The following is a 22,758-nucleotide window of genomic DNA, read 5'->3' on the forward strand; positions in this document are numbered from 1 at the left end:
GCGCGGGACGCGAGGCGATCTAGCGTGGCCAGCGTGACAAACATGCTCCGACTCGACGGCGTTGACCGCAGCTTCGGTGGCCGACGCGTGCTCCAGAATGTGTCCTTCGGCGCGGAAGCCGGTCGAATGACCGGCTTCGTTGGCGGCAACGGTGCCGGCAAGACCACCACGATGCGCATCATCCTCGGCGTACTCGCCGCCGACGCCGGCCAGGTGACCTGGCGGGGGGTGCCACTGACCCGGGCGGTCCGTCGGCGCTTCGGGTACATGCCGGAAGAACGCGGCCTGTACCCGAAGATGGCGGTCCGGGAACAACTCATCTACCTGGCCCGGTTGCACGGAATGACCGCGTCGGCGGCGGCGCGCAACACCGATACGTTGTTGGAACGGGTCGGTCTGGCCGAACGCCGCAACGACCTGCTGGAGAAGCTGTCGCTGGGCAACCAGCAACGCGCCCAGATCGTCGCCGCGCTGGTCGCCGACCCCGAGGTGCTGGTGCTTGACGAGCCCTTCTCCGGCCTTGACCCACTGGCCGTGGACACGGTCGTCGACGTGCTGAAGGAACGGGCCAGCGCTGGGGTACCGGTGCTCTTCTCCAGCCACCAGCTGGACGTGGTGGAGCGGCTCTGCGACGACTTGGTGATCATCAGCGCGGGGACGATCCGCGCCGCCGGCAGCCGAGCGCAGCTACGGGCCACCCACACCGCGCCCCGCTACGAACTGGTGGTGGAGCAGGACGCCGGCTGGCTACGCGACCACCCGGGCGTGACCCTGGTCGAGCTCGAGGGCGCCCGCGCCGTGTTCGAACTGCCCCGCGGGGCGGATGAGCAACCGGTGCTCCACGCCGCGCTCGCCCGCGGTCCCGTCCGCGAGTTCCGACCCGTCGTCCCGTCGCTGGCCGATATCTTCCGGGAGGTCGCCCTGTGAACACCCTCGCCGCCACCCAGCTGGTCGCGGCCCGCGAAGTCCGGGCCAAACTGCGCGACCGCACCTTTCTCCTCAGTACGCTGATCTTCCTGCTCGCCGCCGCCGCCGCGACGACGCTGCCGTCACTGCTCTCCGGCGGCCCCGCCACGGTGGCCGCCACGCCGGAGATCTCGGCCCAACTGCGCGCTGCCGGACTCGAGGTCCGCGAGGTGCCCGACGACACCGCCGCCGAACGGGCGGTTCGGGACGGCGACACCGACGCGGCGGTGGTCGCCGGGCCAACGGTCCTCGCGCGGGACCAGGCTCCCGCCGACGTCGTGTCGGCGCTCAGCGTCGAACCTCCGGTGCGGTTGCTGAACCCCGCCCCGGCGGAACCACCGGGGGCCTTCCTGGTGCCGTTCGTCTTCGCGTTCGTCTTCCTCCTCACGTCCCAGACCTTCGGCGTGCAGATCGCGCAGAGCATCATCGAGGAGAAACAGACCCGGATCGTCGAGATCCTGGTGGCCGCCGTGTCGGTACGAGCCCTGCTCCTCGGCAAGATGATCGCCGGCACCGTGCTGGCCCTGGGGCAGATAGCGCTGGTGGCGCTCGTCACGGTCGTGGGCTTGCGACTCTTTGGTGACAGCGAGCTGCTGGACCTACTCGGGCCAGCGATCGGCTGGTTCCTGCCCTACTTCCTGCTCGGCTTCGTCCTGATCGCCGCGCTGTGGGCGGCGGCGGGAGCCCTGGTCAGCCGACTGGAAGACATCGGCACGGTGGCCATGCCGGTGCAGTTGGTGGTGATGATCCCGTTCTTCGGGGTGGTCTTCCTCAGCGACAACGCGTTCGCCATGCAGGTGCTGTCCTACGTGCCGTTCTCGGCGCCGACCGCGATGCCGCTCCGGCTGTTCACCGGGGACGCCGCCGGCTGGGAGCCTCCGCTGTCCCTGGCCCTGCTACTGGTCACCGCGCTCGCCGTCCTGGCCGCCGGTGCCCGGGTGTACGAGGGGTCGCTGCTGCGGACCAACGGCAACACCTCGCTCCGGACGGCCTGGCGGGAACGAGAGACGGTGGGCTGAGTCCCGCCCCGGCAGCAGCCCACCCCGTGGATCCGGCTCGGGCCGGATCCACGGGGTCCGTACGACCAACGGCGGGTCAGCCGAGCTTCGCGAGCAGTTCGTCGGAGGCGTCAAAATTCGCGAAGACGTTCTGCACGTCGTCGCAGTCCTCCAGCACATCAATCAGCTTGAGGACCTTCCGAGCGCCCTCCTCGTCCACCGGGACGCTCATGCTCGGGACGAGCGAGGACTCCGCCGACTCGTACTCGATGCCGGCGTCCTGCAACGCGGTCCGCACCGCGACCAGGTCACCCGGCTCGGAGAGCACCTCGAACGCCTCACCCAGGTCGTTGACCTCCTCGGCACCCGCGTCCAGAACGGCGAGCATCACGTCGTCCTCGGTGGTGCCGGCCTTGGCCACGATCACCACGCCCTTGCGGTGGAACAGGTACGACACCGAACCGGCATCGGCGAACGAGCCGCCGTTGCGGGTCAGGGCGGTCCGCACCTCGGTGGCGGCGCGGTTCCGGTTGTCCGTCAGACACTCGATCAGCAGCGCGACACCGTTGGGCCCGTAGCCCTCGTACATGACCGTCTGGTAATCGGCACCACCGGACTCGAGGCCAGAGCCCCGCTTGACCGCGCGGTCGATATTGTCGTTGGGGACCGAGTTCTTCTTGGCCTTCTGGATCGCGTCGTAGAGCGTCGGGTTACCAGCCGGGTCACCGCCACCGGTCCGCGCCGCGACCTCGACATTCTTGATCAGCTTGGCGAACATCTTGCCGCGCTTGGCGTCGATGACCGCCTTCTTGTGCTTGGTCGTCGCCCACTTTGAGTGGCCGGACATCAGCTACCTCCGTTGCTACCCGCCGTCTGCATCGACGCACCGCACTCGCCCGCTCCCGCCGGCGTACGCGGAGAGTGCCGGTCGGCTCTGGTGGAAGCCGCGGCGGAGAGCTGGCCCTGCCGAATCCCGGCAATCCTACCGGTGGACGGCAGCCACGCGTCAGCGCCGCACGGCCCCGCCGGGTCGCGCCGTGGGTGGCACGACCCGGCGGGGCTCACCGGGAGGCCGATCAGAGAGCGGCGCGGACCAGGTCCGCGAAGTACGCGTGCAGGCGCCCGTCGCCGGTCAGCTCGGGATGGAACGCGGTCGCCAGCAGGTTTCCCTGGCGGACCGCGACGATCCGACCCGCCGCCGGGCCCTCGGTCACCGTGCCGAGCACCTCGACGCCCCGGCCGACGCGCTCGACCCAGGGCGCCCGGATGAACAGCACGTTGAGCGGGCCGCCGTCGATGCCGGCCATGCTCACCGGTGCCTCGAACGAGGCGACCTGCCGCCCGAACGCGTTGCGCCGGACAGTCATCTCGATGCCGGCGAAGCCGCGCTGGTCGGATCGGCCGTCGAGTACCTCACTCGCCAACATGATCATGCCGGCGCAGGAGCCGTAGACGGGCATGCCGTCGGCGATCCGCTTGTCGATCGGCTCCCGCAGGTCGAAGAGGTCGGCCAGCTTGCTGATCGTGGTGGACTCGCCCCCCGGGATGACCAGCCCGTCAACCGTCTCCAGCTCCGTGGGGCGGCGGACCGGGCGGGCGTGCGCACCCGCGGCCGCCAGCGCGGCCGTGTGCTCCCGGACATCGCCCTGCAGCGCGAGCACACCGATGACGGGTGCCGTCATGTTCACTCCTTCCGGAGGGTGGCGAGCAGCCCCGGCGGCCTTGACCGGGGCTGCGCTCCCCTCACCAGCCGCGCTCGGCCAGGCGGTCCGACTGCGAGAGGGTGCCGGCGTTGATGCCGACCATCGCCTCGCCGAGCCCACGGGAGACCTTGGCCAGCGTCTCCGGGTCGTCGTGGAAGGTGGTGGCCTTGACGATCGCGGCGGCCCGGTGGGCCGGGTTGTCGGACTTGAAGATGCCGGAGCCGACGAAGACCCCCTCGGCGCCGAGCTGCATCATCATGGCGGCGTCGGCCGGAGTCGCGATACCACCGGCGGTGAAGAGCACCACCGGCAGCTTGCCCGTCTCGGCGATCTCCTTGACCAACTCGTACGGGGCCTGGAGCTCCTTGGCAGCCACGTAGAGCTCGTCGGTGGGCAGGGACTGGAGCCGGCGGATCTCGGTGCGAATCCCCCGCATGTGGGTGGTGGCGTTGGAGACGTCGCCGGTGCCGGCCTCGCCCTTCGACCGGATCATGGCCGCACCCTCGGTGATCCGCCGCAGCGCCTCGCCCAGATTGGTCGCGCCACAGACGAACGGCACCGTGAAGGCCCACTTGTCGATGTGGTTCGCGTAGTCCGCCGGGGTCAGTACCTCCGACTCGTCAACATAGTCGACACCGAGCGACTGGATGATCTGCGCCTCCACGAAGTGGCCGATCCGGACCTTGGCCATGACCGGAATCGAGACCGCGTCCATGATGCTGTCAATCATGTCCGGATCGCTCATCCGGGAGACCCCGCCCTGGGCGCGGATGTCCGAGGGGACCCGCTCCAGGGCCATCACCGCGACCGCACCGGCGTCCTCAGCGATCTTGGCCTGCTCCGCGGTGACCACATCCATGATCACGCCGCCCTTGAGCATCTCGGCCATCCCCCGCTTCACGTGCGCGGTGCCGGTAACCGGGGCATTGGTGGAAGAATTCGAAGTCTGGGTATCGGGCACGGTTCATCGCTCCTAGGGACGTGCACGAGAGTGGCTGGTGCGCATGCTACGAGGAGCCACCCCGGCAGCCCGACAGCCAATCAGACCCATGGTGGCCTGCCCTGTGTCCGGCATCACGTACCCGGTCAGTCCTCGACTATGCCCTCGGGGGCGGCCAGCGTCGGTTCGTCGATGTCGAAGTACCGCGGCCACGGACGCCGGCGCCCCATCCGCAACAGCCGCACCAGCGGCCGACTCCGGGCCGCGCGGGCGTCCCGGACCAGATCCGTGTGCACCTGACGGGCCAGGGCCAGCCGCCGACTGGCGGCGATGACGGCCTCGGTGTCCGGATCGCCGCGGTCGAGCTGCAACGCCCGCAGCTGCCGGGTGAGATCGTTCTCGGCGGCCTCCCGCTCGTCCGGACGAACGTCCAGGGCGACGCGGGCCGCCGCGTACAACTCGACGCCGTAACGACGCTCGGCGAGCACCGCGGCGGTCGCCGCCCGGCGCAGCAGGTGGGCGTCGAGCGCCCGGGCCGCGAGCTCCGCGCGGTCCTGCAACCGCTCGACCCGGCCGGCGGTCCAGACGAGGTACGTCGCCAGCAGCGCGCCGACCAGCGTCGCCCCCACCAACCACCACATGCCCGGCATCGTAGTGCTGCTCCGATCCCCTCCGCCGCCTCCCGGTACCGCCGTCCCAACGGTCAGCCCAGCCCCACCCACTCCTGGTCGATCACCCGGCCGTCAGCGGCCTCCATCGCGGCTGCGTACACCTCGAGAATCCGGCGGGCAACCGTGGGCCAGTCAAAGGTCGTCACCACCTGATCCGCGTAGGCGGCCAGCGCGGCCCGCGCGTCCGCGTCGTCCAGGAGGTCGGCCAGCGCCGCCCGCAGCGCCTCCGGATAGCCGGTACGGAACAGGCGGCCGGCGCGACCCCGGTCCAACACCCGGCGAAACGCGTCGAGATCGCTCGCCACGACAGCGGTCCCCGCCGCGAGCGCCTCGGTGAGGATCATGCCGAACGACTCCCCGCCCATGTTCGGTGCCACGTAGAGATGGACACTGCGCAGCATCCGCGCCTTGTCCGCCTCGGAGACCAGCCCAAGAAAGGTGATGCGGTCCCGCAGCTCGGCCGGGAACTGGCCGTACAGGTCGTCCGGATCACCGGGACCGGCGACCAGCAGGCGCAGCCCCGGACGCTCCCCGGCCAACGACACAAACGCGTCCCGCAGCACCGGGAAACCCTTGCGGGCTTCGGTGAAGCGGCCGAGGAAACCGATCGTGCCGCCCTCGCCGGGAGTGCACGGCCCCGGCCAGCCCGGCAGCGGCTGGGCCTCGGCGAACTTCGCGACGGCCACCCCGTTCGGGATCTCCACCGCTCCGCCGTCCATGTGCTCCACCTGCACCTTGCGGGCCAGGGCACTCACCGCGATCCGGGCGGTGATGCGCTCCAGCACGATCTGGAGCACCCCCTGGGCGGCGGCGAGCACCCGGGAACGCGTCATCGCCGTGTGGAAGGTCGCCACCACCGGCCCCCGCGCGCAGAGCACGGCGAGCATCGACAGGCTCAGCGTCAGCGGCTCGTGCACGTGCAGCACGTCGAAGTCGCCCCGGTTGATCCAACGGCGGACCCGTGCGGTGGAGACCGGGCCGAAGGCAATCCGTGCCACCGAGCCGTTGTACGGCAGCGGAACCGCCCGACCCGCCGGCACCACATACGGCGGTAGCTCCGACTCCTCGTCCGCGGGGGCCAGGACGCTCACCTCGTGCCCGAGCCCGATCAGCGCCTCGGCGAGGTCCATCACGTGGTTCTGCACGCCGCCGGGCACATCCAGGGAGTACGGGCACACGATGCCGATCCGCACGTTGGCGCCCCTCCCCTCAGACCTGTCCGGTGGGCGGCGAGGGCTGCCCCGCGCCGTTCGGTGTGGCGCGTTGGTCCAGCCACATCCGTTGCAACATGTGCCAGTCTTGCGGATGTCGGGCTACGCCCGCCGCCAGACCGTCGGCGACCCGCTGGGCCAACATCCGCACCCGTACGTCGAGCGGGCCCTGCTCGGGACCGGGTAGCTCCAGCGGCCCCTCGATCGTGGCACACGCGACCTCCGGCTCGTACCACAAGGAGGCGACGTAGAGCGGCGCACCGGTGCGGAGCGCCAGCAGGGCCGGGCCGGGCGGCATCCGGGTGGGGGAACCGAAGAAGTCGACATTCACGCCGCGGGCCGAGAGGTCCCGGTCGGCGAGCAGCGGCACCACATAGCCGGCTTTCACCCGGTCGACCAGCACGTCGAAAGCGGGCCGTTCGCCCCCGTGGGTGGGGAGGATCTCCATCCCGAGAGCCCGCCGGAACGCGAGGAAACGCTGGTAGATCCCCTCGGGCTTGAGCCGCTCGGCGACAGTGGCGATCGGCCAGCCCATCGCCGCGACCCAGGCACCCGCCATGTCCCAGTTGCCGGAGTGCGGCAACGCCACGATCGCGCCCCGGCCGGCGGCTACATCCGCGGCGAGCTGTTCCTTGCGGTCCAGCCGAAATCCGGCAAGCAGCTCGTCCCGGCTCAGCGTTGGCAGTCGGAACGTCTCCATCCAGTACCGGGCGTAGGAGCGCAGCCCGGCCCGCACCAACCCGTCCAGCTCGGCCTCGGAGACCTCCGGACCCACCACCCGGCGCAGGTTGGCGCGAAGCCGCGCCGCGCCCCCACCGCCGCGGCGATGAGTGTGGTCGGCGCCCGCCCGGAAGACGGTGGCCGCCACCGGCCGGGGCAGTGCGCGTACCGCACGCCACCCGGCGAGGTAGGCCAGCTCGGTGAGGTTCACCGGCCCCGCCCCTCGAACGCCCTCACCTCTGTCCGCCCGAGGCGGTGGGGAGCTGCTGGGCCTGCCGGTACACGTGGGCCATCCGCTGCCCCACCGTGAAGATCGAGACCGCGGCGAGCAGCCAGAGCGCGACCGGCAGTGCGGCCTTCAGGCCCAGCCCGGCCAGCAGCCCCCCGACACCGACGATCAGCAGCCGCTCCGTACGTTCGGCGATGCCCACGTTGCAGGTCAGGCCAAGCCCTTCGGCCCGCGCCTTGACGTACGAGACGAGCCCGCCGGCGGCCAGACAGAGCAGCGCGGCGGCTACCCCCGCGTGGTCGCCCTCGGTGGCGAGGTAGTAGGCCACCGCACCGAAGACCGCGCTGTCGGCGACCCGGTCCATGCTCGAGTCGAGGAACGCCCCGAACCGGGTGGAGCCACCGCTCATCCGGGCCATCGTCCCGTCCAGCAGATCGGTGAGGGCGAAGACGGTGACGATCAACGCACCGGCGACGAGATGACCGCGGGCTCCGAAGCCGAGTGCTCCGACGAGCACCCCGAGGGTGCCCGTCACGGTAACCGTGTTGGGGGTCACGCCGGCACGAAGCAGGCGGCGTGCGACCGGTTCGACGACGCGGGTCATGCCCGCACGGGCCGTCACTTGGAAGATCTTCGCCATGGCGGTCCCACGATAACGGTCCGGTACCCGCAACGGTACGGACGGTCGGGCGACCCGCCCGAGGGAACTTGTGCCGTACGGGCATCGGGGTGTCTGATCGAACCAGAAAGGTGAGGCAGCTCACCGCTATGCCCGTCCCGTTTCCGCTTGGCAGCAGTACCCCGGGAGGATATCGCCGCGCACCCGCCCCAAGCCCGCTTTCTCTCGCGCGCGGCGGTCGCCACCACACACCGGCTGAGGGAGGTGCGCCCATGGCGCAGAAGAGTCAGGACAAGGCGGTCGCTGGCGCGATACCGGCGGTGACCAACCCGGCAGACATCCGCAACGTGGTGCTCGTCGGGCACTCCGGTGCCGGCAAGACGACCCTGGTCGAGGCGTTGCTCGCGGCGACCGGCACGATCGGCCGCGCCGGGAACGTCACCGACGGCACCACCACCTGCGACCACGATCCGGCTGCCATCCGCCAACAACGGTCGGTGACCCTGGCCTGCGCGCCGCTCGTGCACGACGGGATCAAGGTCAACCTGCTGGACACCCCCGGCTACGCGGACTTCGTCGGCGAGCTGCGCGCGGGGCTGCGGGCCGCCGACGCCGCGCTCTTCGTCGTCTCCGCTGTGGACGGGATGGACGCCACCACCGCCGCGCTGTGGGAGGAGTGCGCGGCCGTGAACATGCCTCGAGCGGTGGCCGTCTCTCGGCTGGACCACCCGCGCGCGGACTTCGACGAGGCGGTCGCCCTCTGTCAGCGGGTGTTCGGCGACAATGTGCTCCCGCTCTACCTGCCGATGCTCGGTGACGACGGCGTCTCCACCGCCGGCCTGCTCGGACTCATCACCCGCCGGGTCCTCGACTACACCGCCGGGCTGCCCGCCGAGGTGCGACAGCCGGACCCAGAACACCTGCCGGCGATCGTCGAGTCCCGCAACGAACTGATCGAGGGGATCATCGCCGAAAGCGAGGACGAGACCCTCATGGACCGGTACCTCGAAGGTGCCGAGCTCGGCACCGACATCCTCGTCGAGGATCTGGAGAAGGCGGTCGCGCGCGGTCACTTCTATCCCGTGGTGCCGGTCTGCGCGCAGACCGGGGTCGGGCTCGACGCCCTCCTGGAGGTGCTCACCGCGGCCTTCCCCGCACCGCTGGAGCACGACCTCCCGGCGGTCACCGGGGTGGACGGCACACCCCGCCCCCCGCTGGTCTGCGACCCGGCCGGGCCACTGGTCGCCGAGGTGGTCAAGACCACCATCGACCGGCATGTGGGGCGGGTTTCCCTGGTCCGGGTCTTCTCCGGCACGCTCCGCCCCGAACAGGTCGTGCACGTCTCCGGGCACGGCCTCGCCGACCGCGGCCACCCGGACCACGACGCCGACGAGCGGGTCGGCCACCTCTACTCACCGCTCGGCGCGGCGCTGCGCGAGGTACCCGCCGGTGTCGCCGGTGACCTCTGTGCGCTCACCAAGTCAGGCAGCGCGGAAACCGGCGACACCATCTCGGCCAAGGAGGACCCACTGCTGGTCGCGCCCTGGGAGATGCCGGAACCGCTGCTGCCGGTGGCGATCGTGGCGCGCGCCCGGGCCGACGAGGACGCGCTCGCCCGCAACCTCGCCCGGCTGGTAGCCGGTGACCCCACCCTGCGGCTGCACCGCGACAGCGAGACCCGCCAGCTGGTGCTCTGGTGCATGGGTGAGGCGCACGCCGACGTGGTGCTGGAACGGTTGCGCAGCGGTGGGGTGGAGCTGGACACGACACCGGTGCGGGTCGCCCTGCGGGAGACGTTCACCGTGCCGGCCAAGGGGCACGGCCGGCACGTCAAGCAGTCCGGCGGGCACGGCCAGTACGCGGTCTGCGACATCGAGGTGGAACCGCTACCCCGGGGCGCCGGCTTCGAGTTCGTCAGCCGGGTGGTGGGCGGAGCCGTACCGCACAACTACATCCCGTCGGTGGAGAAGGGGGTCCGGGCCCAGCTGGAGCGGGGACTGAGGGCCGGCGCCCCCCTGGTGGACCTGCGGGTGACACTCGTGGACGGAAAGGCGCACAGCGTCGACTCCTCCGACGCGGCGTTCCAGACCGCCGGTGCGCTGGCGCTCAAGGACGCCGCCGACAAGGGCCAGCCGACGTTGCTGGAACCGGTTGACGAGGTGGTCATCCGGGTGCCCGACGCGTCGGTCGGCGCGGTGTTGGGCGACCTCTCCGGCCGACACGGCCGGGTGCTCGGCACCGAACCCGACACCACCGCCGAGGGGCGAACGCTGGTCCGCGCCGAGGTGGCCGCGACCGAACTCCTCCGCTACGCCGTGGAGCTGCGCTCGATGACCGCCGGTACGGGCACCTTCCGCCGCGAGTTCGCCCGCTACGAACCCATGCCCAGCCACCAGGCCGACCGGGTCCGCGCGGAGCACGGCTGAGCGAGTGCCGCGACGGCGGTCACCGCCTTCGGTCCGCCGGCGGGCCGGTGACGTCGCCCCTGCCGACCGGCGACCGGAGCGGATCGAGGAGATCCCGGGGTGGTGGCCGGCGCCGCGCGATCGCGGATTCAGGAGGGCCAGGCGCTGGCCAGCAACGCCCGGGTGTCGCCGAGCAGCTGCGGCAGGACCTTGGTCCGGCCGATCACCGGCATGAAGTTAGCGTCACCGCCCCATCGGGGCACCACGTGCTGGTGCAGGTGCGCGGCGATACCGGCGCCGGCGACCCCGCCCTGGTTCATCCCGAGGTTGAAGCCATGGGCACTGCTGACCCTACGGATGACGCGCATCGCGGTCTGGGTGACGGCGGCCAGCTCCGCCGTCTCCCGGTCGTCGAGGTCGGTGTAGTCGGCAACGTGCCGGTAGGGGCAGACCAACAGGTGCCCCGGGTTGTACGGGTACAGGTTGAGCACCACGAACACGTGCTCGCCGCGCGCCACAACCAGGTTCTCCGGCTCCGACCGCTGCGGGGCGAGACAGAAGGGGCAGCCGCCCGGCCGCTCGTACCCGCCCTCGGGCCGGTCCCCGCCGGAGATGTAGGTCATCCGATGGGGCGTCCAGAGCCGGTCCAGTCCGTCGGCCATAGCGTCGCTGTCGGTGTGTTCCTCCGCCCCAGTCACAGCAGCGATCCTACGGCCCCGCACCGAATGGGCCGAAGCTCGCCGTACCCGACCAGCCCGACGGGCAGGCCGGGTACTCCGCGTCGAGGGCCTTCGCGCCGGCTCGCGCGCCCGTCACCCCTCGGCAGCCGAGGGCCCCTGGTTGGCGCGGGAGTTGACCACGTCGAGGACGTGGTTGACCGCCTCAGCCGCCGGCACCCCGTTGCGCTGGGAGCCGTCCCGGTAGCGGAACGACACGGTGCCCGCCGCCACATCGTCGTCGCCAGCGATCACCATGAACGGAATCTTCTGCTGCTGGGCGGTGCGGATCTTCTTCTGCATCCGGTCGTCACCGGCGTCGACCTGGGCCCGGACTCCCGCGGCGCGCAGCGCGGCGACGAAGCCGTCCAGATACTCGGTGTGCTCTGCCCGGATCGGGATGCCGACCACCTGCACCGGCGCCAGCCAGGCCGGGAACGCTCCGGCGTAATGCTCGGTGAGCACGCCGATGAAACGCTCGATCGAGCCGAACTTCGCGCAGTGAATCATGATCGGCTGCTGCCGGCTGCCGTCGGCTGCCTGGTACTCCAGCCCGAAGCCCGCCGGCTGGTTGAAGTCGTACTGAATCGTCGACATCTGCCAGGTACGACCGATGGCGTCCTTGGCCTGGACCGAGATCTTCGGGCCGTAGAAGGCCGCGCCCCCCGGGTCCGGCACCAGCTCGAGCCCGGTGTCCCGGGCACACTGCTCCAGCACCGCCGTCGCTGTCGCCCAGTCCTCGGCGGAGCCGACGAACTTGTCCGGCTTGGTGTCGTCCCGGGTGGACAGCTCCAGGAAGAAATCGGTGATGCCGAAGTCCTGCAGGAGCCCGAGCACGAAGGCCAGCAGGTGCTTGATCTCCGCTGGCGCCTGCTCCTTGGTGCAGTAGGAGTGCGAGTCATCCTGGGTGAAGCCACGCACCCGGGTCAACCCGTGGATGACGCCGGACTTCTCGTACCGGTAGACCGAGCCGAACTCGAAGAGCCGCATCGGCAGTTCCCGGTAGGACCGCCCGCGCGACCGATAGATCAGGTTGTGCATCGGGCAGTTCATCGCCTTGAGGTAGTAGTCCGCCCCTTCGAACTGCATGGGCGGGAACATCCCGTCGGCGTAGTACGGCAGGTGGCCCGAGGTGTGGAAGAGGCCTTCCTTCGAAATGTGCGGGGTGCCGACGTAGTCGAAACCCTCCTCGACGTGCCGGGACCGGACGTAGTCCTCCATCGTCCGCTTGAGCACGCCGCCCTTGGGGTGGAACACCGGCAGGCCGGAGCCGACCTCGTCGGGGAAGCTGAACAGGTCGAGGTCGGCGCCGAGCTTGCGGTGGTCCCGCCGGGCGGCCTCCTCCAGCAACCGCAGGTACGCCTTCTGCTCGTCCCGGGTCGGCCACGCGGTGCCGTACACCCGCTGTAGCTGTGGGTTCTTCTCCGAGCCACGCCAGTACGCGGCGGCCGACCGCATCAGCTTGAACGCCCCGATCAGGCGGGTGTTCGGCAGGTGCGGCCCGCGGCACAGGTCCGACCAGCAGACCTTGTCCGCGTCGGCGGCGAGATTGTCGTAGCTGGTCAGTTCCCCGCCGCCGACCTCCATCACCTGGGAGGAGTCCAGCCCGTCGCCCTTGAGCTCAATCAGCTCCAGCTTGAACGGCTCGGCCGCGAGTTCACCGCGGGCCTCGTCCCGGTCCCGAAAGCGGCGACGGCGGAACCGCTGTCCGGACTTGATGATCTCCTGCATCCGCTTTTCCAGCTTCGTCAGGTCCGCGGGCTGGAACGGCTGGTCAACCGCGAAGTCGTAGTAGAAGCCGTTCTCGATCGGCGGACCGATGCCCAGCTTCGCCTCGGGGAAGAGATCCTGCACGGCCTGGGCGAGTACGTGGGCCGTGGAGTGCCGCAGCACGGCCAGGCCGTCCGGGGTGTCGATGCCCACCGGCTCGACCACGGTCTCCTGCTCCGGAACCCAGTCCAGGTCGCGAAGCTGGCCCTGTGGGTCCCGCACCACCACGACCGCGCTGCGACCGGTCATTGGCAGTCCGGCCGCCGCGACCGCGTCGGCCGCCGTCGTCCCGGCGGCCACGACGACGGGGTCGGCCACGACGGGGTTACGGGGTGCGGACACGGTGACTCCTCAGGGCAGACGGTACGACTCGCTGCCGATGCTATCGGTCCACCCGCCCGGCATCCGCCACCGGTGTTGGCGGGGTTCGCGGCGGTGGCGGCGCGGCTCCCGGGCCGCCACCGCTCAGGGCAGCCAGTCCGGCAGCGGCTCGCGGGCGGCCAGCCACCCGGCCGGCACTCCGGCTGACGTGCCGACGCCGGTGTACCCGGCGACGATCGCGCCGACGATCGCCGCGGTGGTGTCCACATCCCCGCCCGCCTCGACGCAGACCCGCACGGCCGCCGGGTAGTCGTCGAGGTGACTGGCGGCGACCCAGCAGGTGAAGGCGATGGTGTCCGGCGCGGTGACCCGCGACCCGTTGCCGAGTTCGGCGACGGCCACCTCCGGTTGGCGGCCGAGCAGACCGGCGGCCCGCCGGATCCCCCGGTACACCTCGCTCGTCGAGTCCAGCGCGGCGGCCACTCCGGCGAGCAGTCGCGCGGGCTCCGGGCGATGGCCGTCCAGCCGACCCCGGGCGGCGAGCGACGCCGCCACGGCCACCGCCACGGCACCCGCGATGCCCTCCGGGTGAGCGTGGGTCACCTCGGCCGAGGCGCGAGCCTGGGCCGCCGCGCGGCTGCTCGAGTCAGCGAAGTACGCCCCGAGCGGCCCGACCCGCATCGCGGCGCCGTTGCCGCAGGAGCCCTGCCCGGCGAAGGCGGAGGCCGCGGCCACCGGCCACGGGGTGCCGGTGCGGATCAGCCGCAGAATGCCGACCGCCCCTGGACCATAGCCCCGGTATGGCTCGCACCGCTCGGCGAAGGCCAGGGCGAGCGCGTCCCGGTCGATCCGCCCGGTCTCGGCGAGCGCGGCGACGATCGAGCAGGCCATCTCGGTGTCGTCGGTCCAGGCCCACGGGGACGGCGGGAGCCGGCCGGCGGCCAGGTCGGCCGGATGGCGGCCGGGGACGAAGAACTGGGAGCCGAGCGCGTCACCGACCGACAACCCGGTCAACGCGTCCCGGGCGAGCGCGAGTCTCGTGTCAGCGAAGAGGGTGAAGGACATCGTTTTACCAGCTTGCCGGTTTCACCGCGATGCCGCAACGCGACCACCTTGCCGCGCCGAGTACCGTCTTGGGGTGGCCACCGTGCTTCTGGTCGAAGACGATCACATCGTCCGCGGCGCGATGCTGCGCTCCCTCACCGGCCGGGGGCACGCCGTGCACGCCGTTGGCACCGCCCTGGAAGCCCTGCGGCGCGTGGCGGCGGAGACACCCGACCTCGTCGTACTCGACCTGGGCCTGCCCGACCTCGACGGCTCCGACGCCCTACGGATGCTGCGGGGTATCACCGATATCCCGATCATCATCGCCACCGCGCGCGACGATGAACAGTCGGTTGTCCGGCTGCTGCGCGCCGGCGCCGACGACTACATGATCAAGCCGTTCACCGGTGCGCACCTGGACGCTCGGATCACGACCGTGCTGCGGCGGGCCGGTCGGGCCAGCCGGACGGTCCAGCCCGCGGTGTACGAGGTTGGTGGGCTCCGCATCGACGTCGGCGAACGCGGCGCCGAGCTGGACGGGGAGCCGTTGGCGCTGACCCGCAAGGAGTTCGACCTGCTGGCGTACCTGGCCGCACGACCGGGCCGGGTAGTGTCGCGCCGGGAACTCTTGGAGGAGGTATGGCGACAACCGTCGGTCGGCGAGGACCAGACCATCGACGTTCACCTCTACTGGCTGCGTCGCAAGATGGGCGAGACCGCGGCGAAGCCACGCTACCTACGCACCGTGCGGGGGGTGGGCCTCCGACTGGTAGCGCCCGACTGAGGTGGTCACTGACCCTGGTCGTGGCGGGTATGTGCACGCTCACGGCCCTCACGTTCCTGGTGCTGTCGGCCACCGGTCTCGGCGACGGGAGCCCGTGGTGGCTTCCGGTCGGCGTGGGGGCGACGCTGATCGCCACCGCGGTGGTGGTGGTGGATCGCGTGGCGGCCCGCACGGTGCACGCGGCCCGGGACCTGGCACAGGGAGCGCTGGCCCTCGGCGCGGGCGATCTCCACGTCCGGGTGGAGCCGAGCGGTCCACGAGAGTTGGTCGCGGCCGGACACGCGTTCAACCGGATGGCCGAGCATCTCGTCGCCACCCGCGCAGACGAACGGGAACTGGTGGCCGACCTGTCCCACCGGCTACGCACGCCCTTGACCGCGCTTCGGCTGGACGCCGAGGCGCTGGACCCAGACGACACCAGCATCGGGATCTTCAGCGAGGCGGAGCTGGATCGTCGGCGTGGAGTCCGGCGGATCCGACAGGCGATCGCCACGCTGGAGGACGAGGTCGATCAGTTGATCAAAACGACCCGAAAGGCGGCCACGCAGGAGACCGCGCCGGGTAGCTGCGACGTCAGCGAGGTGGTCCGGGAACGGATGCGGTTCTGGTCCGCGCTGGCCGGCGACCAGAACCGGCCGTTCCGGGTCACCGGAGCGCAGCTGCGTATCCCGGCGCCGGTGCCGCGGGCGGAGCTGGCCGCCGCGCTGGACGCGGTGATCGGCAACGTGTTCCGTTACACATCCCAGGGAACGGCGTTCGAGGTAGCGGTCTCGCGGCGGGACGGATACGTCGCCATCCGGATCGACGATGCCGGGCCAGGTGTCGCAGACCCGGACCGGGCGCTGCGCCGGGGTGCCAGCGACCGTGGCTCGACCGGGCTCGGCCTGGACATCGTGAAGCGGGTCGCGGTGCAGGCCAACGGCTCGGTCAGCATCGACCGCGCCGGACTGGGTGGGGCGAGCGTGGTGATGCTGCTGGCCGACCCGGAGGCGACACCCCGGCAGGTCAACCGGTTCGGCCTGGTGGGGCGGAGGAGCCGGGAGGCCCGCGACCACGCCGACAGCGGCCGACGCTGGAACCGGTACCGCCCGGGGTGATCGCTGAGTTACCCGAGCTGTGCCCGGGCGTAAGTTCTCCTTAGATCCCGCTTAACACCGGCGCCACGCCAACGGGCGCCTGCCATGATCGGGGGGCGAACCCACCACTTCACCGGCCCGCCGCTCAGGCGGCCAAGACCGGTGGAGCCGTGCGCGCGGCGGGACCCGTTCCCCCCTCTTCCCCGCCGCGCGCACCCCCCTTTCAGGACGCGTTCGCCAGGTAGGCGTCGATCTCCTCAGCAATCCGCTGCTTGCTCGCCGGGTCGAGGAAGGACGCGGTCACCGCGTTGCGGGCCAGCGCGGCGATGCCCTGCGGGCCGAGGTCGAGCAGCCGGGCGGCCACCGCATACTCGTCGTTGAGGGTGGTGCCGAACATCGGCGGATCATCGGAGTTGATCGTGACCAACAGCCCGGCCTCGACCAACCGGGGCAGCGGGTGCTCCTCGATGCGAGCCACCGCGCGGGTGCGGACATTGGAGGTCGGGCACACCTCCAGGGCAAGCTGCCGCTCGGCCAGGAACTCGAGCAGCTCCGGGTCTTCGACCGCCGAGATGCCGTGCCCGAGTCGTTCGGCGCCCAGGTCGCGCAGCGCGGCCCAGACGGTCTGCGCCCCGGTGGTCTCCCCCGCGTGCGGCACGGACCGAAGGCCGGCTGCCCGGGCCTGATCGAAGTACGGCTTGAACTGGGGTCGGGGCACACCGACCTCCGGGCCGCCCAACCCGAAACTGATCAGACCATCGGGGCGCTCGTCCAGGCTGACCCGCAGGGTCTCCTCGGCCGCCGGCAGGCCGGCTTCACCCGGGATGTCGAAGCACCAGCGCAGCTCGATACCGAAGTCGGCCGCTGCCCGTTTGCGGGCGTCCTCGATCGCCTCGCAGAACGCCGGCGCGGGAATGCCACGATGCACGTGCGAGTACGGGGTGATCGTCAGCTCCGCGTAGCGGACCTGCTGACGGGCCAACTCCCGGGCCACCTCGTGGGTGAGGAGCCAGACATCCTCCTGGTCCCGGATCAGGTCCACCACGCTCAGGTAGACCTCGACGAAGTGCGCGAAGTCACGGAAGGCGAAGTAGTCGGCGAGGGCCGCCGGGTCGGCCGGGACCGGGCTGCGCCCCTCGTGCCGGGCGGCCAACTCGGCGACGATCTGGGGCGAGGCGGAGCCAACGTGGTGCACGTGCAACTCAACCTTGGGCAGGCCGGCGATGAAGGTGGACAGGTCGGTCACAGGTTCTCCTCTACGCGGGCGGCGGTACGGGCAACGAAGAAGACGCGGCGGAACGGAAAGCACACCTGGCCCTGCTGCACCGGGTACGCCTCGGCGAGCCGCACGCCCAGTTCCCTCCGAAAGGCGGCCCAGTCGGTGGGGTCGAGCGCGGCGCGCACCGGACGCAGCGCGGTCCCCTCCATCCAGCTCAGCACCGGATGGTCGGCGTCGGCCGGGGCCGGGAGCAGGTGCACGTAGCTAGTCTCCCAAGCGTCCACCGCGCAACCCTCGGCGGCCAGCAGCCGGGCGTAGCCGACCGCGTCGTCCACGGGCGCAGCGCGCAGCAGCGGGCCGAGCGTCGTACGCCAGGCCGGGCGGTTGGCCACAGTCCGCAGTGCCTGGTGCGACGGCGCGTCGAAGTTGCCCGGCACCTGCACCGCGAGGACGGCGCCGGCCGGCAGCTCCCGAGCCCAGCGAGTGAGCAGGTCCCGGTGCTCGGGTACCCACTGGAGCAGTGCGTTGCTGATGACCACGTCCTGATCCCGGCCGGGGCGCCAGTGTCGGACGTCGGCGACGGCGAACTCCACCGGGCTGTCCAGCTTGGCGGCCCGGCCAATCATCTCCGGTGCGGCGTCGACGCCGGCGACCCGGCTGTCGGGCCACCGTTCGGCGAGAGTCGTGGTCAGTGTGCCGGGCCCGCAGCCGAGGTCGACCACCGCCCGGGGTCGGGCGGTGGGCACCCGGGCGAGCAGGTCGTGAAACGGTCGGGCCCGTTCGTCGCTGTAGCGCAGGTATGTTGTCGGATCCCACACAACTTCTCCAAACCGTACGTACGTCTTGTTAAATTACGGCCCACCATAGTCCGGACCCAACCCGAATCACTAGGCTCACCGCATGGAGCAGCGCACCTTTCCCCGACTGGACCGCGCCGTCGGCGTGGTCGGCCTCGGCACCTGGCAGCTCGGAGCCGACTGGGGCACCGTCAGCGAGGAGGCGGCCCTGCGCGTCCTCGCCGCCGCCGTCGACTCCGGGGTCTCCTTCCTCGACACCGCCGATGTCTACGGCGACGGGCGCAGCGAGACGCTGATCGGCCGGTTCCTGCGCACCAGGCCCGACGCCGGCCTCACCGTCGCGACGAAGATGGGCCGGCGGGTGGAGCAGCGGCCCGAGGCGTACACCCTCGCCCACTTCCGCGAGTGGACCGACCGGTCCCGGAGGAACCTCGGGGTCGACACCCTCGACCTGGTGCAGCTGCACTGCCCACCGACCCCGGTCTTCGCCGACGACGCGGTCTTCGACGCTCTCGACACGCTGGTCGCCGAGGAACGGATCGCCGGATACGGCGTGAGTGTGGAGACCTGTGCGGAGGCGCTCACCGCAATCGCTCGGCCCGGAGTGGCCAGCGTCCAGATCATTCTCAACGCGCTACGCCACAAACCCCTGGAGCGGGTCCTACCGGCTGCTGCCGAGGCCGGCGTCGGCATCATCGCCCGGGTACCGCTGGCCAGTGGGTTGCTCTCCGGCAGGTACGACGAACACACCACCTTCGCCCCGGACGACCACCGCACCTACAACCGGCAGGGCCAGGCGTTCGACGTCGGGGAGACCTTCGCCGGCGTCGACCTCACCCTCGGCCTGGCCGCTGTCCGCCGGCTCGCGCCGCTGGTGGGCACGGAGCGGACGATGGCGCAGTTCGCGCTGCGCTGGGTGATCGACCAACCTGGGGTGACGGTGGTGATCCCCGGTGCCCGCGATGTGACCCAGGCCCAGCGAAACGCCGAGAGCGCCGGCCAGCAGGCCCTCTCCGACCAGGAACGCGCGGTCGTCGCCGACGTGTACGACGACCTGGTCCGGCCGCAGGTGCACGACCGGTGGTGAACGGGACGGGCGCCCCCGACGGGCGAGAACGCGAATTCGCGCTGCGGGGCTGGCTGGCGCTGGCACTCGGGCTGCTAGCCGTGGTGCTTGGTGCCCTCTGGACCGTGCAGGGGCTGGGATACATCGAGGGCAGCGTGATGACCGACGTCCGGATCTGGGCCGTCGCCGGTCCGCCGCTCGCGCTCCTCGGGTTGGCCTCGCTCTGGCTCGGCCTCCGCGCCCGCCGCGGCTGAGCCCCACGCGAACCGAACCCGGAAACGACGAGGCCCCGCATCCCGAAACGGGATGCGGGGCTCGTGTCGATCCGGGCGAGCCGGATCAGCCACTGACCGGCGGTGCGCCGGTCGGCGTAGCTCAGAGGGGGCGGACCTGCTCGGCCTGCGGACCCTTCTGACCCTGGGCGATCTCGAACTCCACCCGCTGGTTCTCCTCCAGCGTGCGGTAGCCGCTGGTCTGGATGGCCGAGAAGTGGACGAACACGTCAGCACCCCCGCCATCGACGGTGATGAAGCCGAAGCCCTTGTCAGCGTTGAACCACTTCACGGTTCCCTGCGCCATGTGTATCTCCTTCTAAAACTGGCGGCCGAGCACGCCGTGCGGCCGGTTGGCCGTTTTCGAGCAGCGGCGCCTGAGGCGGCCCCCGATGAAGGAGACTTCTCTCAACCCACGCCATCTCTTCAACAGCGTGGAACAGCAAACCACGTACGCAAAAACTCTGCACAGCCTACCGGACGAAATTCTCTGACATGTGACCTGTCGGATGCCAAAGATCGGCCCGGCCGGCCCCCCGCAAACCGACGGAAAGGCCCCACGTCGTCAAATTTCGGCGGGTGCCACCTCAACCATGCCGAGATCACTTCGGCCAGTTGCCGGTCATCCGGCGCATCCCCACCGCCCCACCCCGGTCCACCGCCGCCCGGACAACCGCGAAGATCGCCCCCTGCAACGCCGCCGCGGCCAGGATCTCGCCCCAACCGCGTTCCTCGTCGGTGGCGCTCGGCGCCGCGCCAGCACCCGCCACCTTCCACACCTGTTCGAAGATGGCCCCCGCAGCGGCACCGGCGGCGAAACCCAACAGAATGCCAACCGGCTTGTACGCGGCCTTTCCCAACTCTCTACTCACCGACGCCTCCCCCGGACGATCATCAGTACGACGGCGGCGGCCACCGCGCCCGCAGCCAGCGCGGTGAACGGCACCGGACTGCCGTGGACCCGTTCACCGCGCGGCCGGGCCCGCCCGCGCACCCGGGCCGCCGCCGCGGTCGCCTGCTCCCGCATCCGCTCCTTCGCCTGCTCGGCCGAGGAACGCAGCCGCTTCTTCACATCGGCCTTGGCGGCCAGCGCCTCCATGGTCTCGCTGAGTTCGACCCGGGTCCGCCGGATCTCCTCGCGGAGGGCCTCGGTGTCCCCGCTGGCCCGCCCGTTACCCGTCATGCCTGCCTCCCGTCCTGCGCCGCGGCCTTCCCATCCTTCACCGCCGCGGTGACGGTGTCGACATCCGCCCGGACGCTGCGCACCGTGCTCACCGGCACCGGCGGGACCGCCCGGGTGACCTGCTTCTTGCCGGCCAGGGCGAGGGCCCCGGCGGCGACGAAGAGCACCACCGCGACGATCAGGGCGGCCACCCAGGCGGGCAGGACCAGGGCGAGCAACAGGATCACGGTCGCCGCGAGCGCACCGAGCCCGTACAGCGCCAGCACCCCGGCGCCGCCGAAGAGGCCGATGCCGATCCCGGCGTGCTTCCCCTTCTGAGTCAGCTCCGCGCGGGCCAGCGCCAACTCGTCGCGGACCAGCCGGGAGACCTGCTCGGTGGCCCGCTGCACCAGTTCGGCGGTGGACGGCTCGTTCCCAGCCTGGGGTGGGCGGGCGTTCGCCACGTCAGCCATGCTTTCCTTCTCTCCTCGTCACCGCGCTGCATGCCCCCGGGGAGCCGTCCGTCGATCCGTCGCCCGCCCTCGTCAACGCGCGGCGCAGGCCAGGGGTCGCGCAGCAGGTCCCCACACCACGCCGTTCCAAACGTTGCCGCACTCGGCCCAACGTCCCCCGCCCGACCACATCACGCTAACTCCCCCGGTCAAACGGCGCAGCCGACGATCGCGGCGGATGCCCGTCGCAAGCCCCGTCACTCCGGACCGTTCCGCCAGCGGAACGAAGGCGGTCAACGGCGGGGCGAGGCCGGTCAACAGCAGGACGGAGGCGGTCAGCGGCGGGAGTCGGCCGGCTCGTCGGGGCCGACGAAGGCCTCGCTGCGGGCGGTGCCATCCTCGCTGCCGCCGAAGATCCGCGCATCGTCAGACCCGGCACCGTCGGCGAGCAGGCCCGCCTGGGGCGGGCGGCGGGGCACGGACCACTGCCACGGCTGGCCGCCCCCGGAGTCACCAACCTCGGCCCGCATTCGGGGCATGGCGGTCGGCCGCTGCTTCCACACCCAGGCAACCAGGTGCTCACGGACCAGGCAGCGCAGGTCCCAGAGGTCGCCGGCGTTCGCCGCGCTGACCAACGCGCGCACTTTGATCATGCCGCCGGTCGCGTCAATCACCTGCAACACGCAGACTCTGCCGTCCCACAGCTCGCTGCTCTCCGCCAGGCGACGTAGCTCCTCTCGCATCACCTGCACCGAGATCGACCAGTCGACATCGAACTCGGCGGTGCCGAGCACCGCGGCCTCACTCCGGGTCCAGTTCTGGAACGGCTTGCTGGTGAAGTACGACGTGGGCAGGATCAACCGGCGGTCGTCCCAGATGCGCAACACCACATAGCTGAGGGTCAGCTCCTCGATCCGACCCCACTCCCCGTCCACGACCACCACGTCGCCGAGGCGTACGGCGTCACTGAAGGCGAGCTGGAGGCCGGCGAAGACGTTGCCCAGCAGACTCTGCGCAGCCAACGCCGCCACCACACCGACCACACCAGCGCTGGTCAGCACTCCGGCACCGATCCCGCGGACCTCGGGGAACGTCATCAGCATCACGCCGAGCGCCAGGATGACAACCACCGCGATGGTCAACCGGCGCAGGAGCACCACCTGGGTGCGAATCCGGCGGTGCCGGTTGTCCGCCACCTCGACCTGGAACCGGGCGAGCGCGGTGTCCTCGACCACCACCAGCAACGCGGCGACCAGCCAGGCGGTGGCGGCGATCACCCCGAGCACCAGGATGTGCAGCAGGGCCTGACGCCAGCTGGTGCCGGTCGCGTAGCCGGTGGTGAACCGCACGGCGAACTGCACGGCGAGGATGGTCGCCGCCACCTGGAACGCGCGGTGCGCGTGCTGGGCCAGCCCGGTCAACAGCAGTGAACGCTGGCCGAGCCGCCGGGTTATCCGGTGCGTGACGCCGACCACTAACAGGGCGCTCGCCGCGGCGGCAAGCGCGGCGATGATCGTCCCAAGGTAGCTCTGCACGGTCTCTCCTCCTCACCAGCCGGGCGTCAGGACGCCCGGCGAAGGCCCAATGGTGCCGGCGATCGGCCAGGCCGACCAGTTC

Annotated in this window: 24 protein-coding genes; 7 read left to right on the plus strand and 17 right to left on the minus strand. The window is 71.1% G+C overall.

The genetic code is table 11. The features are described from left to right. Nucleotides 1-42 precede the first annotated feature (42 nt). Both SALPAC6_RS0109560 and SALPAC6_RS0109565 read left to right on the plus strand, forming a co-directional pair. Nucleotides 43-927 (plus strand): ABC transporter ATP-binding protein, encoded by an 885-nt coding sequence (locus tag SALPAC6_RS0109560; protein WP_018253196.1) that lies wholly within the window; start codon nt 43-45, stop codon nt 925-927. Continuing rightward, a complete protein-coding gene (locus SALPAC6_RS0109565; RefSeq protein WP_018253197.1) occupies nt 924-1,985 on the plus strand; it encodes an ABC transporter permease in 1,062 nt (353 codons plus the stop codon). Before SALPAC6_RS0109560 ends, SALPAC6_RS0109565 begins: the two co-directional genes overlap by 4 nt. Nucleotides 1,986-2,061: 76 nt before the next feature. Here SALPAC6_RS0109565 and SALPAC6_RS0109570 read toward each other — a convergent pair whose 3' ends face one another. The 7 genes from SALPAC6_RS0109570 to pgsA all read right to left on the minus strand — a co-directional run bounded on the left by SALPAC6_RS0109570 (nt 2,062) and on the right by pgsA (nt 8,078). Further along, nucleotides 2,062-2,811, minus strand: a complete 750-nt coding sequence (locus SALPAC6_RS0109570; RefSeq protein WP_018253198.1) for a YebC/PmpR family DNA-binding transcriptional regulator — start codon at nt 2,809-2,811, stop codon at nt 2,062-2,064. Between the two features lie 229 nt (nt 2,812-3,040). Further along, complete coding sequence (pdxT, locus tag SALPAC6_RS0109575) at nt 3,041-3,646, minus strand: pyridoxal 5'-phosphate synthase glutaminase subunit PdxT (RefSeq protein ID WP_018253199.1); 606 nt, start codon at nt 3,644-3,646, stop codon at nt 3,041-3,043. Nucleotides 3,647-3,707: 61 nt separating this feature from the next. Then, complete coding sequence (gene pdxS / locus SALPAC6_RS0109580) at nt 3,708-4,628, minus strand: pyridoxal 5'-phosphate synthase lyase subunit PdxS (RefSeq protein ID WP_026189482.1); 921 nt, start codon at nt 4,626-4,628, stop codon at nt 3,708-3,710. 125 nt (nt 4,629-4,753) lie between these two features. Further along, nucleotides 4,754-5,248, minus strand: coding sequence for a hypothetical protein (locus SALPAC6_RS0109585; RefSeq protein WP_018253201.1), 495 nt, complete (start codon nt 5,246-5,248; stop codon nt 4,754-4,756). Nucleotides 5,249-5,310: 62 nt separating this feature from the next. Continuing rightward, on the minus strand, nt 5,311-6,471 hold the full coding sequence (locus tag SALPAC6_RS0109590) for a glycosyltransferase family 4 protein (RefSeq protein WP_018253202.1): 1,161 nt from the start codon (nt 6,469-6,471) through the stop codon (nt 5,311-5,313). Nucleotides 6,472-6,487: 16 nt separating this feature from the next. Beyond that, nucleotides 6,488-7,420, minus strand: a complete 933-nt coding sequence (locus SALPAC6_RS0109595; RefSeq protein ID WP_018253203.1) for a phosphatidylinositol mannoside acyltransferase — start codon at nt 7,418-7,420, stop codon at nt 6,488-6,490. Between the two features lie 22 nt (nt 7,421-7,442). Next, nucleotides 7,443-8,078 carry a phosphatidylinositol phosphate synthase gene (pgsA, locus tag SALPAC6_RS0109600; RefSeq protein ID WP_018253204.1) on the minus strand — a complete coding sequence of 212 codons (636 nt, stop codon included), beginning with the start codon at nt 8,076-8,078 and terminating at the stop codon, nt 7,443-7,445. Nucleotides 8,079-8,329: 251 nt separating this feature from the next. Here pgsA and SALPAC6_RS0109605 point away from each other — a divergent pair, with 251 nt between their 5' ends. Next, nucleotides 8,330-10,483 carry an elongation factor G-like protein EF-G2 gene (locus tag SALPAC6_RS0109605; protein WP_018253205.1) on the plus strand — a complete coding sequence of 718 codons (2,154 nt, stop codon included), beginning with the start codon at nt 8,330-8,332 and terminating at the stop codon, nt 10,481-10,483. Nucleotides 10,484-10,611: 128 nt separating this feature from the next. Here the strand turns inward: SALPAC6_RS0109605 and SALPAC6_RS0109610 are convergent, their stop codons facing one another. The 3 genes from SALPAC6_RS0109610 to SALPAC6_RS0109620 form a co-directional block, all read right to left on the minus strand. After that, nucleotides 10,612-11,124, minus strand: a complete 513-nt coding sequence (locus tag SALPAC6_RS0109610) for an HIT family protein (RefSeq protein ID WP_080636150.1) — start codon at nt 11,122-11,124, stop codon at nt 10,612-10,614. Between the two features lie 150 nt (nt 11,125-11,274). Then, a complete protein-coding gene (gene thrS, locus SALPAC6_RS0109615; protein WP_026189483.1) occupies nt 11,275-13,290 on the minus strand; it encodes a threonine--tRNA ligase in 2,016 nt (671 codons plus the stop codon). Between the two features lie 123 nt (nt 13,291-13,413). After that, nucleotides 13,414-14,334, minus strand: a complete 921-nt coding sequence (locus tag SALPAC6_RS0109620) for an ADP-ribosylglycohydrolase family protein (protein WP_018253208.1) — start codon at nt 14,332-14,334, stop codon at nt 13,414-13,416. Between the two features lie 73 nt (nt 14,335-14,407). On the opposite strand from SALPAC6_RS0109620, the gene SALPAC6_RS0109625 reads away from it, so the two are divergent. Beyond that, on the plus strand, nt 14,408-15,097 hold the full coding sequence (locus SALPAC6_RS0109625; protein ID WP_018253209.1) for a response regulator transcription factor: 690 nt from the start codon (nt 14,408-14,410) through the stop codon (nt 15,095-15,097). A 29-nt stretch (nt 15,098-15,126) separates the two neighbouring features. Next, nucleotides 15,127-16,194: a HAMP domain-containing sensor histidine kinase gene (locus SALPAC6_RS0109630; protein ID WP_018253210.1), complete on the plus strand. Its 1,068-nt coding sequence runs from the start codon at nt 15,127-15,129 to the stop codon at nt 16,192-16,194. 202 nt (nt 16,195-16,396) lie between these two features. Here SALPAC6_RS0109630 and SALPAC6_RS0109635 read toward each other — a convergent pair whose 3' ends face one another. Together SALPAC6_RS0109635 and SALPAC6_RS0109640 are read right to left on the minus strand one after the other, a co-directional pair. Beyond that, a complete protein-coding gene (locus SALPAC6_RS0109635) occupies nt 16,397-17,419 on the minus strand; it encodes an adenosine deaminase (protein WP_018253211.1) in 1,023 nt (340 codons plus the stop codon). Further along, entirely contained in the window at nt 17,416-18,210 is a 795-nt protein-coding gene (locus SALPAC6_RS0109640) for a trans-aconitate 2-methyltransferase (RefSeq protein WP_018253212.1), read from the minus strand. The genes SALPAC6_RS0109635 and SALPAC6_RS0109640 overlap by 4 nt, the downstream gene beginning before the upstream one ends. Nucleotides 18,211-18,292: 82 nt before the next feature. On the opposite strand from SALPAC6_RS0109640, the gene SALPAC6_RS0109645 reads away from it, so the two are divergent. Together SALPAC6_RS0109645 and SALPAC6_RS0109650 are read left to right on the plus strand one after the other, a co-directional pair. Further along, nucleotides 18,293-19,276 (plus strand): aldo/keto reductase, encoded by a 984-nt coding sequence (locus SALPAC6_RS0109645; protein WP_018253213.1) that lies wholly within the window; start codon nt 18,293-18,295, stop codon nt 19,274-19,276. Beyond that, nucleotides 19,270-19,509 carry a hypothetical protein gene (locus SALPAC6_RS0109650; protein ID WP_018253214.1) on the plus strand — a complete coding sequence of 80 codons (240 nt, stop codon included), beginning with the start codon at nt 19,270-19,272 and terminating at the stop codon, nt 19,507-19,509. Before SALPAC6_RS0109645 ends, SALPAC6_RS0109650 begins: the two co-directional genes overlap by 7 nt. Nucleotides 19,510-19,630: 121 nt before the next feature. On the opposite strand, the gene SALPAC6_RS0109655 is transcribed toward SALPAC6_RS0109650, so the two are convergent. The 5 genes from SALPAC6_RS0109655 to SALPAC6_RS0109675 all read right to left on the minus strand — a co-directional run bounded on the left by SALPAC6_RS0109655 (nt 19,631) and on the right by SALPAC6_RS0109675 (nt 22,676). After that, the gene (locus SALPAC6_RS0109655; protein WP_011905669.1) at nt 19,631-19,834 is read right to left on the minus strand and encodes a cold-shock protein; all 204 of its coding nucleotides are present in this window, start codon (nt 19,832-19,834) and stop codon (nt 19,631-19,633) included. Between the two features lie 295 nt (nt 19,835-20,129). Continuing rightward, nucleotides 20,130-20,399 carry a DUF4235 domain-containing protein gene (locus tag SALPAC6_RS0109660; protein ID WP_026189485.1) on the minus strand — a complete coding sequence of 90 codons (270 nt, stop codon included), beginning with the start codon at nt 20,397-20,399 and terminating at the stop codon, nt 20,130-20,132. Further along, nucleotides 20,396-20,710, minus strand: a complete 315-nt coding sequence (locus SALPAC6_RS0109665) for a DUF3618 domain-containing protein (protein WP_018253216.1) — start codon at nt 20,708-20,710, stop codon at nt 20,396-20,398. The genes SALPAC6_RS0109660 and SALPAC6_RS0109665 overlap by 4 nt, the downstream gene beginning before the upstream one ends. Next, nucleotides 20,707-21,162 (minus strand): phage holin family protein, encoded by a 456-nt coding sequence (locus SALPAC6_RS0109670; RefSeq protein WP_018253217.1) that lies wholly within the window; start codon nt 21,160-21,162, stop codon nt 20,707-20,709. The genes SALPAC6_RS0109665 and SALPAC6_RS0109670 overlap by 4 nt, the downstream gene beginning before the upstream one ends. 314 nt (nt 21,163-21,476) lie before the next feature. Then, on the minus strand, nt 21,477-22,676 hold the full coding sequence (locus SALPAC6_RS0109675) for a mechanosensitive ion channel family protein (protein ID WP_018253218.1): 1,200 nt from the start codon (nt 22,674-22,676) through the stop codon (nt 21,477-21,479). Between the last annotated feature and the right edge of the window lie 82 nt (nt 22,677-22,758).

Source organism: Salinispora mooreana, assembly GCF_000379065.1.
Taxonomy (GTDB): domain Bacteria; phylum Actinomycetota; class Actinomycetes; order Mycobacteriales; family Micromonosporaceae; genus Micromonospora; species Micromonospora mooreana.

Excerpts from the sequence above, each read along its gene's own strand:
- SALPAC6_RS0109665 (WP_018253216.1), bottom strand. The coding sequence starts at position 20,710 with ATGACGGGTAACGGGCGGGCCAGCGGGGACACCGAGGCCCTCCGCGAG.
- SALPAC6_RS0109645 (WP_018253213.1), top strand. The coding sequence starts at position 18,293 with ATGGAGCAGCGCACCTTTCCCCGACTGGACCGCGCCGTCGGCGTGGTC.
- pgsA (WP_018253204.1), bottom strand. The coding sequence starts at position 8,078 with ATGGCGAAGATCTTCCAAGTGACGGCCCGTGCGGGCATGACCCGCGTC.
- SALPAC6_RS0109570 (WP_018253198.1), bottom strand. The coding sequence starts at position 2,811 with ATGTCCGGCCACTCAAAGTGGGCGACGACCAAGCACAAGAAGGCGGTC.
- SALPAC6_RS0109610 (WP_080636150.1), bottom strand. The coding sequence starts at position 11,124 with ATGGCCGACGGACTGGACCGGCTCTGGACGCCCCATCGGATGACCTAC.
- SALPAC6_RS0109560 (WP_018253196.1), top strand. The coding sequence starts at position 43 with ATGCTCCGACTCGACGGCGTTGACCGCAGCTTCGGTGGCCGACGCGTG.
- SALPAC6_RS0109630 (WP_018253210.1), top strand. The coding sequence starts at position 15,127 with ATGTGCACGCTCACGGCCCTCACGTTCCTGGTGCTGTCGGCCACCGGT.
- SALPAC6_RS0109670 (WP_018253217.1), bottom strand. The coding sequence starts at position 21,162 with ATGGCTGACGTGGCGAACGCCCGCCCACCCCAGGCTGGGAACGAGCCG.
- pdxT (WP_018253199.1), bottom strand. The coding sequence starts at position 3,646 with ATGACGGCACCCGTCATCGGTGTGCTCGCGCTGCAGGGCGATGTCCGG.
- SALPAC6_RS0109605 (WP_018253205.1), top strand. The coding sequence starts at position 8,330 with ATGGCGCAGAAGAGTCAGGACAAGGCGGTCGCTGGCGCGATACCGGCG.
- SALPAC6_RS0109655 (WP_011905669.1), bottom strand. The coding sequence starts at position 19,834 with ATGGCGCAGGGAACCGTGAAGTGGTTCAACGCTGACAAGGGCTTCGGC.
- SALPAC6_RS0109585 (WP_018253201.1), bottom strand. The coding sequence starts at position 5,248 with ATGTGGTGGTTGGTGGGGGCGACGCTGGTCGGCGCGCTGCTGGCGACG.
- SALPAC6_RS0109620 (WP_018253208.1), bottom strand. The coding sequence starts at position 14,334 with ATGTCCTTCACCCTCTTCGCTGACACGAGACTCGCGCTCGCCCGGGAC.